General features: G+C 43.3%; 9 protein-coding genes. All 9 read left to right on the top strand.

Translation table 11 applies throughout. From position 1 onward, the window contains the following. The first annotated feature begins 15 nt into the window (after positions 1-15). The 9 genes from K6G33_RS10195 (at position 16) to K6G33_RS10155 (ending at position 14105) form a co-directional block, all read left to right on the top strand. The gene (locus K6G33_RS10195; RefSeq protein ID WP_296779050.1) at positions 16-3351 is read left to right on the top strand and encodes a PD-(D/E)XK nuclease family protein; all 3336 of its coding nucleotides are present in this window, start codon (positions 16-18) and stop codon (positions 3349-3351) included. Between the two features lie 2 nt (positions 3352-3353). Continuing rightward, complete coding sequence (gene addA, locus K6G33_RS10190) at positions 3354-6995, top strand: helicase-exonuclease AddAB subunit AddA (protein ID WP_296779047.1); 3642 nt, start codon at positions 3354-3356, stop codon at positions 6993-6995. 832 nt (positions 6996-7827) lie between these two features. Further along, the gene (locus K6G33_RS10185; RefSeq protein ID WP_296779045.1) at positions 7828-8799 is read left to right on the top strand and encodes a M15 family metallopeptidase; all 972 of its coding nucleotides are present in this window, start codon (positions 7828-7830) and stop codon (positions 8797-8799) included. A gap of 77 nt (positions 8800-8876) precedes the next feature. Next, entirely contained in the window at positions 8877-10022 is a 1146-nt protein-coding gene (locus K6G33_RS10180; protein ID WP_296779042.1) for a D-alanyl-D-alanine carboxypeptidase family protein, read from the top strand. A 129-nt stretch (positions 10023-10151) separates the two neighbouring features. Then, positions 10152-11486, top strand: a complete 1335-nt coding sequence (locus K6G33_RS10175; RefSeq protein WP_296779040.1) for a glucose-6-phosphate isomerase — start codon at positions 10152-10154, stop codon at positions 11484-11486. A gap of 69 nt (positions 11487-11555) precedes the next feature. Next, positions 11556-11963: a hypothetical protein gene (locus tag K6G33_RS10170; protein ID WP_296779038.1), complete on the top strand. Its 408-nt coding sequence runs from the start codon at positions 11556-11558 to the stop codon at positions 11961-11963. Between the two features lie 95 nt (positions 11964-12058). Next, positions 12059-12508, top strand: coding sequence for a DUF177 domain-containing protein (locus tag K6G33_RS10165; RefSeq protein ID WP_296779036.1), 450 nt, complete (start codon positions 12059-12061; stop codon positions 12506-12508). 34 nt (positions 12509-12542) lie between these two features. Further along, positions 12543-12728, top strand: a complete 186-nt coding sequence (gene rpmF, locus K6G33_RS10160; protein ID WP_019678749.1) for a 50S ribosomal protein L32 — start codon at positions 12543-12545, stop codon at positions 12726-12728. Between the two features lie 75 nt (positions 12729-12803). Next, positions 12804-14105 carry a DUF512 domain-containing protein gene (locus K6G33_RS10155; protein WP_296779035.1) on the top strand — a complete coding sequence of 434 codons (1302 nt, stop codon included), beginning with the start codon at positions 12804-12806 and terminating at the stop codon, positions 14103-14105. Positions 14106-14175: the final 70 nt, after the last annotated feature.

The following is a 14175-nucleotide window of genomic DNA, read 5'->3' as shown; positions in this document are numbered from 1 at the left end:
GTAACAGGAGAAATTATGGTTGAATTTATTACAGGTCCTGCCGGAAGCGGTAAGACTACGTGTATGTTCGGGCGCATAAAGGAAAAATGTGACAGGTCTGATAAGTTATGCATACTTGTCCCCGAACAGTATTCGAATGATTTTGATAAAAAGCTCTACTTTTATGTCGGAGCTGAAAAATTCAATGATCTGTTTTCTCTGAGTTTTACAGGACTTTCAAGACAGCTTTTTCAGCTTTTCGGCGATCCTGACCGTAAGGGTGAGTTCGCCGATGAGATGGCGAAGATGATACTGGTGTATCAGGCTGTGGATTCAGCACTTGCTCGTCCTGAGTCGCTGAGCAGTTTCCGCAGGCAGAGTTTGCAGAGCGGCTTTGCCGAGGAGATCATAACTCTCATACGTGATATGAAAAGAGCGAATATATTGCCTGAGGAGCTTATGGTCAAGTCGAAGCTCCTTGACAGAAAACTCATGGAGAAGACCAATGATATTGCAGCAATATTCCTTGAGTATCAGCGCCTTATGAAAGAATATGGCTTCAAGGACGAGCTTGATAATACAAGGGAAGCTGCGTCTATAGCAAATCTCAACAGATATTTCAGCGGCAAGAATATTTTTCTTGATGAGTTCGAGAGCTTTACCGCAGATCAGTATGAGATGCTGAAGGTCATGATAGCGTCTGCTGATAATGTCTGCATCACAATGAGGACGGACGACGTTAATGCAGGTGCTTATACTCTCTTTGAGACAGTAAACGATACATACAGGAAGATAATGAATATTTGCCGTGAACTCGGCAAAGAAACTAAGATGACAGAGTGCAGGGAGTGTTACAGGTTTGCATCTCCCGATCTTGAATATATCAGCCGACGTGTCCTCGGTAATATGAAAAACGAGCCTGAGAAAGCTCCAAAAGCCGAAAATATACGCATATTTGAGGCGCGTGATATGTACAGCGAGGCTGAATACGTCTGTGCTGCGATAAAACATCTTATCTATGACGATAGGACTCTCAGATATCGTGATATAGCCATTATCTCAAATGACATCGCTAATTACTCCGATGTACTGAAAGCAGCATTCAAAAGGTATGATATACCGTATTTCATGAGCCTCGAAAAGCCTGTTGCTCATACGGCGATAATGGTTTTCTTTACGACTCTTCTCGATATTCTCGGAAGCAGGAGGTTCAGGTCGGAGCAGATATTCAGGCTGCTGAAAAGCGGTCTTCTTGACGTTTCGCTCACAGAGGTATCATTGCTTGAGAATTATTGCTACAAATGGGACGTAGACGGAGATATGTGGAATGAAGTATTTACAGCTTCAGATGACGATATAGAGCTGCTTGAAGGTATACGCAGCAGGACTGTCGAGCCGCTTATCAACTTGAAAAAGAAGCTTAAACGCGATAAAAATGCTTCAAAAATATGCGCACATCTGTATGAGTATATCTCAGGCTGTAAAGCTGAGGCAAATACTGCCCGTCTGATGGGAGAACTGATAAAGCAGGACAAGGATTATGAAGCGGCTGAGCTTAAAAGGCTTTGGGGCTGTCTTATCGACATTCTTGACAGTATCAATGATACTCTTGGCGACAGGGAGATAAGCTTCTCTGAGACCGCAAGGATAATCAGGTCAATGATAGGGCGGATCAAATATTCGGTACCGCCGCAGACGCTTGATGCAGTTACAGCGGCTTCCGCGAGAATGGCACGTCTTAACTCTCCGAGGGTCGTGTTCGTAATGGGAGCCAATGACGGCGATTTCCCTAATCAGATAAGTCAGCACGGACTTTTTTCGGAAGCTGACAGGACAAAGCTTGCGGAAAACGGTATCGAACTCTCAACTCCGCTTGCAGAGCTTATAGCCTCGGAGCGCCTTGTGGTTTATAAGGCCGTATCGGCAGCTTCCGATAAGCTTTTTATAACCTATCCGCTGTCAGACCTGGGAGGACAGGCAAAATATCCTGCCAGAATAGTTGACCGTATTATCGAGATGTTCGGCGATAAGAGCATACGCTGTACCGATGAGGATATCCCTGTACATTACTATGCAGTGACATTCCATTCGGCTTTTTATCATTATATGCAGGAACGTGCCGGTTCGAGCGCTGCTGTTGCCTCTATTAAGAGCCTTCTTATGAGCGAGCCCGAGTACAGGAGGAGACTTGCATATGTGTTCGGCAGATGCGGTCAGGTACAGGATTATCGCATAGACAAGGACGTAATGATGCAGCTGCAAAACTTTGAACCGCTGAAGCTTTCGTCAACAGGACTTGAGGAGTATAATCTCTGCCATTTCAAGTATTTCTGCGATAAATGCCTAAGACTTCATCTTAATGAGAAGGTTGAGCTTGATGCAAGGATAGCAGGCGAGCTTACACATGAGTGCTTTTACGGCATACTTGGAAAGCGCACTAAAAGAGAGTTCATAAGTATGACGTATGACGATGTGAAAAAAGAGATAGACAGCTTTGCGGAAAAGTATATGAAAGAGAGTCTCGCGGGAGATTTCGGCAAAAATGCAAGATTCGGACTTATTTTCAATAAGCTTACGGAGCGAATGTCAGAGGTCTTCATGTATACTCAGAGATCACTCATGGCATCGGATTTTGAGCCGCATGATTTTGAGCTTGACCTGCGTGAGAGCCATTCTGTGATGCTTCCGTTTGCAGACGGAAAGCAGCTGAGTTTCGGCGGCATAGTTGACAGAGCAGACGTATGCAGTATAAACGATGACAAGTATCTGCGCATCATCGACTACAAGAGCAGCCGAAAGGATATAACTGCCGAAACACTTGCAGGCGGTATAAATATGCAGATGCTGCTGTATCTTTTTGCAGCGACGGACAAGGGCGGCATATATGAAGGTTATGATCCTGCGGGAGTACTGTATTCTCCTGTGCGTATTGCAGATGTTCAGCTTGAGTCTCACAAGATAGATTCAAAGAACAGCAGTGCTTTGAAGTCGGCTTTGCGTACAAGCGGACTCGTGCTTGGTGACAGGGACATACTCGAAGCAATGGAAAAGAATGTCCGCGGCGAGTTTATTCCTGTTAAGCTCGATAAGAACGGAGTCCCCGATAAGAATTCCGATTGTATTTCGCAAGAGGGAATGGCGCTGCTCAGAAATTTCACATATAAGAAGCTTACGGACATGGCAGAATCCCTTTATTACGGCGATGCAGAAGCGATACCTCTTGAAATATCGGGAAAGCTCCCGTGTACGTACTGCGATTACATAAATATCTGCGATAATTCGGAGCTTTTAAGACAGCGCACCCCCGATGAAGCAGATATTGCCGAGGCGGAAGCTATACTTGGCAGAAAATATAGCGAAAAGGAGGAGTAACATTGGCCTGGACACAACAGCAGCAAAATGCAATAGATGCAAGGGATACATCTCTCATAGTATCAGCAGCTGCGGGAAGCGGAAAAACAGCTGTCCTCACCGAGAGACTTGCACAGCTCATAGCCGACAAGGATTCGGGAGTAAGAGCAGACCGAATGGTAATAGTAACATTTACCAATGATGCGGCATCTGAAATGAAAAAGCGCCTTGATATGAAACTGAGAGATCTTATTAATGAGCGCCCTGATGACCGCCACCTGCTCAAGCAGCAGATACTGCTCCAGAGTGCTCGCATCTCGACCATAAACTCCTTCTGTTTTGATCTTATACGTGACAATATTGGCGAAAACGGGATAACATCAGGGTTCAGCGTTCTTGATGATACGGATAACAAAGTGCTCAGAGCAGGTGCGATGGACGAGCTTATAAACTACTACAGCGCTGAGGAGTATGACAAGATATCTTTTATGTATGACCGCTTCTGTATAAAGGACGAGAAGCGTCTTGTGGAAGTGATCGAGAGAGCTGACAGTTTTCTTTCGTCGGTTGCTCTGAGGGAAAAGTGGCTCGATAAAGCTGTTGAGATGTACAGCGCTGAACTGACCAGCTCAGAGTATCTGAAAAGTTTCACGGAAGCTCTCAGGGCAGAGCTTGAAAAAGCTCTTAAAGCAGCAGATGACAATATTGCGATGATAAAACGTATTTTTCCTGATATGTCTGCGGCAGCGGCGGTCAAGTCCTATGAGCAGGCAGAAGAGGACTACGATAAGGTATCGGGACTTCTTGCAGTGCTGAGATGCGGACGTTTGCCTTCAAACGAAGAAGCAGAATCGGCAGGGAGCTTTTCTGACCTTGTAAGGGTGGGAAAGACCGAGCATAATAAGGCTCTTCGTGAGATATACAAGAAAAAGCGTGACATAATAAAGAAAACAGTTGCGAAAATTGTAAGCAGCATCGGGACCGTAGAAAGTGATTACGCCGAAAGCGGAGAGGTGACACAGATACTTGTGGAAATGCTCAGAAAGTATCAGGAGATACTCTGGGAGAAAAAATGCGGGAAAAACGCGCTGAGCTTTGATGACGGCGAACGTCTTGCGCTGGAACTTCTTTCCGAAGAAGATGAAAATGGAAGGATAATCCAGTCAGAAACCGCGAAAAAAGTTGCGGATTACTATGACATCATCATGATAGATGAGTATCAGGACTCAAACAACAAGCAGGATATGATCTTCAAGCTCATATCGAAGAATTATAAGCTTGACAGCGAAGGTCAGCCGCTTTACGGCGATAATGTCTTTCTTGTAGGCGATGTAAAGCAGTCTATCTATCGTTTCAGACTTGCAAATCCGCGTAATTTCATAAACACTCTGCGCAGCTCAACTGCCTATGCTCAGGACAGCGATTCTGTGAATCAGTACATAATGCTGAACAAGAACTTCCGAAGCTCTCCGCAGGTGATTGATTTCGTAAACTATGTTTTCGGGCAGATAATGTCGGAAAAATGCGGAGATATAGATTATAACGATGACGAAAAGCTTTATTTCGGAGCGAACCACTACGATAACGGCTGCGATGATGAGCGCATCACACATATCAGCTTTATAAACGACGATCAGGAAGACGAAGATGAAGAAACAGTCGTAGAGCTTAACCGTGAAGCGGTTTTTACAGCTGCAAAGATCGCAGAAATGCTGCGTGAAGGAGTTACTGTTACCGATCGCAGCGGCAATGTCAGACCATGCAAGCCTTCTGATTTTTGTATCCTTGTGAGGAATAACGTCCACATAAATATGTATGCCGATGAGCTGAACAGGATAGGTGTGCCTGCGAAGGGGAACGAGGAATCAGGATATCTGAAATCACGAGAAATAGCCGTTCTCATAGATCTGCTGCGTGTAATAAGCAATCCCTTGCAGGATATATCCATAGTAGCGGTCATGACATCTCCCATGTATATGTTCAGTATAGCTGATATCGCAGTTATACGCTCGTTTGACAAGAAACGTGCGCTTTTCCCGATAATAAGGGGAATAGCCGACGGCGAATATGAGGAATGCACGGATATGTTCCTGAGACAGAGATGTGCGGATTTTCTTGATTCTCTTGATACATTCAGGCTTGACTCCGTAACAATGACGATAGGTGAGCTCATAGGTGAGATATATGATTCGACGGATTTTATCTCGGTAATGCAGCTCTATAGTGACGGCGATAAGAAAAGAGCTAATCTCCGCGCACTTATACAGTATGCGCAGAACTATGAAAGTACTGCGGCATATGACGGTTCGGGAGGACTAAACGGATTTCTGCGGCATCTTGATCGTGTAATGGAAAACGGTGATTACGCACAGGGAAAGGTCTCCGCAGCGGCAGGCAATTATGTTTCGGTACTGACTATGCATCGTTCAAAGGGTCTGGAATTTCCGTTTGTGTTCATAGCCGAGACAGCGGTCAAGTTTAAATTTGATGCAAAGCCTGTAATGTGCAGTCCCGACAGCAGGATAGGGTATATACTCTATGACCCCATTCTTTATCGCAAATACAAGACATTTCAGCAGATAATGCTTGCTGAGGAGGAAGAAAGGGAAACACGAAGCGAGGAGATGAGGCTTTTATATGTTGCTCTCACAAGAGCACAGCAGAAGCTTTTTATAAATCTGAAATGCGATGAAAAAGCGATGAAACGTGTCAAAGCTATAATTGAAAGCTGCGTACTCTGCAATGGAGAAATAGCAGACACGGTGCAGGAAGCGAAGAGCTTTTCGGACTGGCTGTGGGCGATACTGATTCGCAGTGACGGATTTGATGCAGCTGCGGAGCGTCTTGGCATAGATATGGACGGAATGATCTGCGATGCAGAAAAGCGCGGGGAAAAGCTGTACGAATTTGAGTTCGCGGAGAATATAACCGCATCAGAGACAAATGAAGGTGATGAAGCCGAAGAAGCAGCCCCTGATGAAGCGCTGATCGCCGACATGAAAAAGATAATAGCCTTTGATTATGACAGGACATTGTCGGTGACACCTGCAAAACTGAGCGTGACCCAGATAACAAAAAAACTGAAGGACGATGAAGAAGTCTTTGATTTCAAGCTAAAGCGACCGAAATTCACATTGTCAGGTTCCGGACTTACAGGTGCTGAACGAGGAACGGCGATCCATACTTTTTTCCAGTACTGTGATTTTGAGGCTGCAATAGAAGACACAGAAACGGAAATAAAGAACGTGGCTGAAAAGGGAAACATAAGCGAGGCAGAAGCAGTATCAATAAGCATAGAAAACGTTCGCGCGTTCTTTGACAGTGAGCTATATAAGCGTTTATGCGATGCTGAAAGATATGAGCGTGAAAAAAAGTTCATAGTGGCAGTTGCCGAGCTTAACATTGAAAATGAAGTTATTGATAAGCTGAAAAGATCGGACGGCATGATAAAAGGTATCATAGACCTGCTGTTTGAGGAAAACGGCGAAATTGTCGTAGTGGACTACAAATCAGACAGGGGGATATCTCTTGAAAAGCTGAAGGAGCGCTATTCAATGCAGCTAAGGCTGTATAAAGCAGCGTTGGAGCTGACAACAGGAAAGCGTGTTAAAGAAGCGTATCTGTATTCGTTTGAGAAAAAATCTCATATTGCAGTAGATATATGAACTGAAAGCTCTCGGGAGTCTCCTGAGAGCTTTTTAACATTTGTTTCAACAATGATTTTGAAATAGTGCTGTAATTAAACAGCGTGGCTTTGTGCAATTCGTAGATTTCACGAATTATGTTGACAATATATTAAATTTGTATTATAATGAGTAAAGATAGATAAAAAACAAAGTGTAGAATGAACAAAAGAAGGAAACAATTTATCGGTACTGGAATAGTGATTACAGGCACGTCGGTTTTCTTAGTGTTCTTATATTTGTCCGGGCATTTACGGATTATTGTCTGATGATTAAGCAGTCGTACAGATACTGTGATGATCTGTCGGATAGTTTTAACGTAAATACAGGTATTCTATCTGTTTTTTTCGGATATGCCACAGAACAAACACAGGAAACGGCAGTGCCTTTTTGTTGTATCTCTTTAAAGACGGACAAGTCGCAGAGCTTCGATAAAAAGTATGACGAAGAATGTTTTTCAGATAAATATTTATGACGGCAAAGAAATATGACGTACAGCGTGAACACTTTCAGCTGTATTTCGCAATGTAGAGACAATACTTGCCGTTATTATTGAAGATATAGATCCTTTCCGGCTGCTGTACACAGTACAAGTGACATAGTAGTGCGGAGCATAGCCCTGTACTGCGGGCGAAAGCTTTGAAGGAAATGCCTTATATATAGCAGAAAACTGCATGGCAGGCTTTGCAGAGACAGCTTAAAAGATATATATTTGTACTCTGCATGGAACAACAAACTGAAATAACGCATATTAAAATTATACATTAAAAAAGATAAAAAAGAACGTGTAGAACAAATTCGGAGGATATGTATAATGAAGGAGACGAAGAGATGCAAGCTCAAAACAGAGCGCGTCTTTCTTGCTATGGGTATAATTGTCGGTACTCTTTTTGGCGCAGATGGTGTCAGAAGGAGCTTTGAGAGCAGAAGACCTTATAATCTGAAAGTACAGGGCGATTTCCGTGATGCCGGAGAGCATGATGAGGCTCCAGCGGGCAGCAGTCTTTCATTTACGCCGTCAGCACAGACAACGACTGTCTTTGAAGGCGTTGAGAATGTTGGCCTGTCTGAGTATGAACTGTCCAAGGAGGACGTTTCTAAGGGCGTACTTTCGATATATACCGATTCTAAGGCTGCAAAAGAATCAGATCAGGAGAAGATGACTGATCTTTCCAAAGCCAAGAATGATTTTTATACTCTTTGCGATGAGAAGGTTTATCTTAATGAAGACGCAGCTGATGCTCTTAATTCCATGATGGAAGATTATGCAAACGAGACTGCTCTTACGGATTTCATTGTATACGGTACAACAGAAACATATACAGGTGACGGTTCTTACTGTCCAAAGGCGTTTGCTGAGTCAAAGGCAGGATACTGTGTGGATCTTGCTCTCAATGCAGGCGGATATGTATTGCCATATGATGGATATGATGCAGAGGGCTGGGTAGTTGAGAATTGTTGGAAATACGGATTTATAGTAAGATATCCAGAGGGAAAAAGGGAGAAAACAGGAAATGAGTATTGTCCTTGGCATTTAAGATATGTAGGCGATATCCATGCAGCTATAATGAAACAGAAAAGTATGTGCCTTGAGGAATATGTGGATTTTCTTGAGCAGTACACTCTGGAAGAACCCTATTCATTCTCGTTTAACGGTATTGCTTATCAGATATATTCTGTTACAGGCAGCGAGGACAAATTGACAACAAGAGTTCCTGTTGCAGGAAACTATGAACTTTCAGGCGATAATAAAAATTCGTTTATTATCACCGCTCTTAAAAACTGAATAACAAGAGCAGCTTTTCGGCTGCTCTTTTTCATTAGCTGCACCTTTTGCACATATTATTGTAAGAGGTGATTTGCGTGAAAAAGATTATTAAAAGTTTTGCAATTGCAGCGGCGGGCGTTTTTCTTACTTTTTCGCTTATAAGTGCTGATGAAAGCTGCGAAAAAGCTCCTGCTGCCTATGTGCTGATGGAAGCGGAGACCCATAGCGTTCTTGAAGGAAAGAACGAAGATATGCGGCTTAATGCAGGATATTTGTCGAAGCTCATGGGGCTGCTGCTCATTGCTGATGATATAGACAGCGGCGAATATGGCTTGACAGATATCGTTACGGCTTCTGATAATGTGAAAAATACGAAAGGCTCAGTTGTATGGCTTGAAAGCGGCGACGAAATGAGCGTGGAGGAACTGCTTAAAAGCGTTATCATCGGAAATGCAAATGATGCAATGACCGTTCTTGCGGAGCGTTCTTCGGGAAGTGTCGAACAGTTTGTCATGGATATGAACGCAAAAGCTTTTGATCTTGGACTGAGGGATACTGTTTTTGTGTCGCCATACGGGTATTATAATGAAAAAGAATATACAACCGCCCATGATACGGCTATTATCTGCTCTGAGCTTGCTGAGCATGAATGTCTTCTTCCGTACTTTTCGACATGGCGGGATTTTGTAAAAAACGGCAGGACAGAGCTGGTCAGCGAGAATACTTTGACCCGAACTTATGAACGGCATATCGGCTTTAAAGCCTGCCACTCCGCGGAAAGCGGATTCTGTATCGCGGAGGGCGCGAGAAACGAAAAGGGAACAACTTTTATCGCAATTGCTCTCGGAGCTGAAAACGAAAGTGTATCCTTCGGCTGCGCAAAGAAGCTGCTGAAAAGCGGGTTTAGAGGATATAAGGTGCTTCCGACCGTGTTTCTTGAAGAAATGATGAAGCCCCTTGACATAAGAAACGGCGTTGCTTCAAGTGTGGAACTTACGCTTGCATCACAAGGCGCAGCGGCTGTTCCGAAAGCCGCAGGAGAGCTCAGAGCGCGTGTTGTTATCCCTGATTACATCTCAGCTCCTGTAAAGGAGCGGCAGAAGGTGGGAACGGCTGCTTTTTATAATGAAGACACTCTTGTTTATGAGACTGATATTATAACAAAAACAGCTGTTGACAGGCTTGATTGGTGCTATGTTTTCAAAAATACGTTATATAAAATGATAAGGAATAAGAGTTGAATTTGTAAGAAATATACAAATGTTGAAAATGTTATGTAAAGGTACTTGAAAAAAATCGGAAAATATAGTATCATAAAGATGGTAAATTATATTTGTATGGCTTGCCATACATATTGGAGGTAAATTTTAATGTCTTTAAAACTCAACACCAAATACTTGAAGGACTTTGTGAATGCTGATGAATTGACCGGTATCAAAGCTCAGATCGAAGCTGCTGCTCAGTCACTCCACAGCAAAACTGGTCTTGGCAATGATTTTTTAGGCTGGGTAGAGCTTCCTACAGCCTATGATAAGGACGAGTTTGCTCGCATCAAGGCTGCTGCCGAGAGGATCAAGGCAAATTCTGATATTCTTATCGTTATCGGTATCGGTGGTTCATATCTTGGCGCAAGAGCTGCTATTGAGCTCCTCAAGTCACCTCTTTATAATAATATGAAGAAGGATACACCTGATATCTACTATGTTGGCAACAGCATCAATCCTGCTTACCTCAACGAGATCATTGCTCTGTGTGAGGGTAAGGACTTTTCCGTAAACGTTATCTCTAAGTCAGGTACTACAACTGAGCCTGCACTTGCTTTCAGAATCTTCAAGAAGATGGTAGAGGATAAGTACGGCAAGGAAGAAGCTAAGAATCGTATCTTCGCTACTACAGACAAGGCAAGAGGAACTCTCAAGAATCTTTCTGATACAGAGGGCTATGAGACTTTCGTTATTCCTGATGATGTCGGAGGACGTTTCTCTGTTCTCACAGCTGTTGGTCTTCTCCCGATCGCTGTAGCAGGCTGTGATATAGATGCTCTTATGAAGGGCGCTGCAAAGGCTCAGGCTGAGCTTACTGCCGATTTCGACAATAACGATTGCTATAAATATGCTGCACTCAGAAACATTCTTTACAGAAAGGGCAAGTCTGTAGAAATGCTCGTTTCTTATGACCCAAGCTTCGTAATGATGTCTGAGTGGTATAAGCAGCTCTTCGGCGAGAGTGAAGGCAAGGACAATAAGGGTATCTTCCCGTCAGCAGCTGTTTTCTCAACAGATCTTCACTCTATGGGTCAGTATATCCAGGACGGTGCAAGAATACTCTTTGAGACTGTCGTTGATATCAAGAAGCCTAAGACAGACCTCTTCCTTGAGCCTGATGCTGAGAACCTTGATGGCCTTAACTTCCTTACAAACCAGAATATGTCTGTTGTAAACAGAAAGGCTTTCGAGGGTACAGTTCTTGCACATACTGAAGGCGGAGTTCCTAATATCATTCTCGAACTCGATGACACTACAGAAGAAAATGTTGGTTACATGATCTACTTCTTTGAGAAGGCTTGCGCTATCTCAGGCTACGTTCTGGGTGTTAATCCTTTCAACCAGCCTGGCGTTGAAAGCTACAAGTCAAATATGTTTGCACTTCTTGGTAAGCCGGGTTATGAAGGTGCAAAGGCTGCTCTTGAGGCTAAGCTTGGCTGATAGGTCTGTTTAGCTCATAATACAAAAAAATACGTCATAAATGCCGCAAGGCACGGAAGGAGTAAATTTATGATTAAACTTATTACTGGAAAAAAAGGTACAGGTAAAACAAAGATACTCATTGATAATATCAATGATGCTGTAAAGTCAACTAACGGCAACCTTGTTTGCATCGAAAAGGGCGACAATATCAGACGTTCTATCAGCTTCAGAGTAAGATGGTGCGATACAGAGAGCTTTGCAATAGAAGGCGCAGACGCTTTTTATGGCTTCGTAGCTGGTATGCTCGCAGGCAATTACGATATCAAGGACGTTTTTGTTGACGGTATCCTCAAGATCGTTGGCAGAGACTATGATGTTCTCGGCTCACTCTTCGAGAAGCTTGATAAGCTCACAGGTGAAGAGGCTACTATCGTATTCACAGTTTCAGCTGATGATTCTGAGCTTCCTGAGAGCGTTAAGCAGTTTATCAAGTAATTTTGCGAAAAAATTTGAATTTTTTAAGCTTAACTATTGACAGATAAAGTCATTTAGTGTATAATGTATCTTATGGTGCTCTGAAGGATTATAATATGAAGATCAACTTAAAACAGATATTCAATATTGTCGGAGAGACAAAGGAGTTTTCCTATGAGATCCCAGCTGAGGAGTTTGGTGATATAAAAGGCTACACCTTTCAGTCACTTGTAAATCTTAGCGGTAAATTCTATAACAGAGCGGGAGTTGTGTATCTTGATTATTCCGCTTCGTTCAGTCTCCTCAATACCTGCGACAGGTGCTTGAAGGAGTACGTTAAGGATTATGATCTCGGCTTCGATCATATTGTTGTTCCTTCCGTCAGCAATGATGATAACGATGATTATATCGTGGCGGACGGTGAGAGCATTGAGCTGAATGAAATTGCACTGACGGATATTCTTATCAGCTTGCCTACAAAGAATCTTTGCAAGGACGATTGCAAGGGATTGTGTATGGTGTGCGGCTGTGACCTTAATGAGACTCAGTGCGATCATCTTAATTAATTTGAGCTGTGAAGCTCTGTAAGGAGGTGCCAGAATGGCTGTACCAAAGAGAAAAACTTCCAAGGCAAGACGTGATAAGAGACGTTCAGCAGTTTGGAAGCTTGAAGCACCCGCAATGTCCAAGTGTGATAACTGCGGCGCATATAAGGCTCCGCACAAGGTTTGCAAAAACTGCGGATTCTATAAGGGCGTAGAGGTTCTTAAGATCGACGCTGAATAATCGGCTTGATCCGATAAAAAGAGAAGGAGAGGAGGAGTGATCCTTCTCTCCTTTTTAAGTGTTTGGAGATATTTTATGGTTAAGATCAACAGCGTTTTGCATGGCTCACCGTCGGAAAGACACGGGGTAAGAAAAGGGGATATCCTTGTTAAGATCAATGGTCATGGTATTAAAGATGTCCTTGACTATATGTATTATGCTGCCGATACCGATATTACGCTTGAGATAGAACGTGATGGCGTTTTAATGACCTTTGATATCGTCAAGGACGAATATGATGACCTCGGACTTGAATTTGAGACTTTCCTTATGGACAACAAGCAGTCATGCAGCAATAAGTGCGTGTTCTGCTTTATTGACCAGATGCCGCCGGGTATGCGAGAGACTCTCTACTTCAAAGACGATGATGCGAGACTTTCATTCTTACAGGGAAATTATGTTACTCTTACCAATATGAAGCAGGAGGATATCGACAGAATCATCGAAATGAAGCTTAATATCAACGTTTCTGTCCATACTACCAACCCTGAGCTGAGAGTCAAAATGATGCATAACCGCTTTGCAGGAGAAAAGCTGAAGTTTATATGGCAGTTAGCCGAGAGCGGTATAAAACTCAATTGCCAGATAGTTTGCTGCCCGGGACTGAATGATGGTGACGAGCTCAGAAGATCGCTCACCGATCTCGGAGGTCTGATGCCGAATATTACAAGTATGGCGGTAGTTCCTGTCGGTGTTACAAAATTCCGCGAAGGTCTTTATCCGCTTACTACATTTACAAAAGAGACTGCCGCGCAAACTATTGACATTATCGAAGAATTTCAGCAGATATTCCTCGAAAAGTTCGGTACACGCACCGTTTTTCCGTCTGATGAGTTCTATCTTATCGCTGAAAGTGAGCTTCCTCCAAAGGAAGCTTATGAGGACTTTTCACAGTATGAGAATGGAGTTGGTATGCTCCGTTCCCTTATCGACGAGTTTGAGCAAGCTCTCGAAATGGCGGAGTGGGAAGGTGGAGAACGTCATGTTTCCATCGCCACAGGTTATTCGCCTTATGGTGTTATAAGTATGCTTGCTAAAATGGCTGAAGAGAAATTCCCTAAGCTGAAATGCGACGTTTATCGTATCCGAAATGATTTTTTCGGCGAAACTATTACTGTTACGGGGCTTATCACTGCCCAGGATCTTATTGCTCAGCTTAAAGGCAAGGAGCTCGGAGATAATCTTCTGCTGTCACAGGCAATGGTAAGACGTGATTCTGACGTTTTTCTCGATGATCTCACTATTTCGGACGTTGAGACTGCTCTTAATGTAGTGATCCGTACAACACCAAGTGACGGATTTGAACTTCTTGACGCTATAATGGGTATAACCTATTGATCTGCATATACTGAACATTTACAAGAGGTTTTGATACTTCTTGATGTAGTAATAATATTTAACAGAAAGG

Source organism: Ruminococcus sp. (assembly GCF_024691275.1).
In the GTDB taxonomy this organism is placed as follows: domain Bacteria; phylum Bacillota; class Clostridia; order Oscillospirales; family Ruminococcaceae; genus Ruminococcus.
The sequence above is the reverse complement of the archived record's forward strand: the minus strand, read 5'-3'. Positions and strand labels throughout refer to the sequence as shown.

What these genes read in the sequence shown, in the direction of transcription:
- rpmF (WP_019678749.1), top strand. Translation starts at nt 12,543, where the DNA reads ATGGCTGTACCAAAGAGAAAAACTTCCAAGGCAAGACGTGATAAGAGA.
- K6G33_RS10155 (WP_296779035.1), top strand. Translation starts at nt 12,804, where the DNA reads ATGGTTAAGATCAACAGCGTTTTGCATGGCTCACCGTCGGAAAGACAC.
- K6G33_RS10165 (WP_296779036.1), top strand. Translation starts at nt 12,059, where the DNA reads ATGAAGATCAACTTAAAACAGATATTCAATATTGTCGGAGAGACAAAG.
- K6G33_RS10170 (WP_296779038.1), top strand. Translation starts at nt 11,556, where the DNA reads ATGATTAAACTTATTACTGGAAAAAAAGGTACAGGTAAAACAAAGATA.
- K6G33_RS10185 (WP_296779045.1), top strand. Translation starts at nt 7,828, where the DNA reads ATGAAGGAGACGAAGAGATGCAAGCTCAAAACAGAGCGCGTCTTTCTT.
- K6G33_RS10175 (WP_296779040.1), top strand. Translation starts at nt 10,152, where the DNA reads ATGTCTTTAAAACTCAACACCAAATACTTGAAGGACTTTGTGAATGCT.
- K6G33_RS10195 (WP_296779050.1), top strand. Translation starts at nt 16, where the DNA reads ATGGTTGAATTTATTACAGGTCCTGCCGGAAGCGGTAAGACTACGTGT.